This window comes from Methylobacterium sp. J-001 (assembly GCF_022829565.1).
Classification (GTDB): domain Bacteria; phylum Pseudomonadota; class Alphaproteobacteria; order Rhizobiales; family Beijerinckiaceae; genus Methylobacterium.
The window spans coordinates 1-775 of the sequence record NZ_JAKSYN010000158.1; the positions used below are offsets into that span (position 1 = coordinate 1).

Genomic DNA, 775 nt, shown 5'->3' on the forward strand with positions numbered 1-775 from the left:
CAGACATGGCATAGCTGCCCCGCTCCCGCTTCGCTCTGGCTTCCAAGTACGGGCGCAACAGATACCGCCGCGTCACCGCGCTGCTGCAGGCAGCCGGCTGGCAAGTGGGCAAGGACCGGGTTCAGCGCATCTGGCGTCGCGAGGGGCTCAACGTCCCTAGCAGACAGAGACCCCGCAGCCGCTTATGGCTGAACGACGGCTCATTCGTGCGGCTACGACCGCTCCACCGCAACCATGTGTGGAGCTTCGACTTCGTGCAGGCTCAGACCCACGACGGCCGAAGCCTACGCATCCTCACGCTGATCGACGAGCATAGCCGGGCGTGCCTGGCGCTGAAGGTGGCACGGCGTATCAACAGCGTCGGCGTGATTCAGGCGCTGGCCGATGCCATGTGCCTGCACGGCATCCCCGAGCACATCCGCTGCGACAATGGCCCTGAGATGATCTCAAAGGCGCTGCGCAAGTGGGTCGCCAAGACAGGGCCACAGATCCAGTACATCGCGCCAGGATCGCCGTGGGAGAACGGGTACTGTGAGAGCTTCAACGGCAAACTTCGGGACGAGTGCCTACGCCAGGAAATCTTCTACTCGCTGAAGGAGGCGCAGATCGTCATCGGTCTATGGCAAACCACGTACAACTGCATCCGACCGCATTCGTCGCTAGGCTATCGGCCGCCCGCGCCCGTCAGCTACCCCGATCTGGCCTTCCGCCTACCCATGGCCGCTACCATGCAGTAATCTCGCAACTGGCCCGGTCCAAAATACCGGTCAGGTCA

At 63.1% G+C, this 775-nt stretch carries 1 pseudogene; it reads left to right on the top strand.

Annotation, left to right across the window (positions count from 1 at the left end):
- Positions 1–32: 32 nt before the first annotated feature.
- Positions 33–737: pseudogene (locus MKK65_RS19950) on the top strand (IS3 family transposase); the annotation flags it as partial.
- Positions 738–775: the final 38 nt, after the last annotated feature.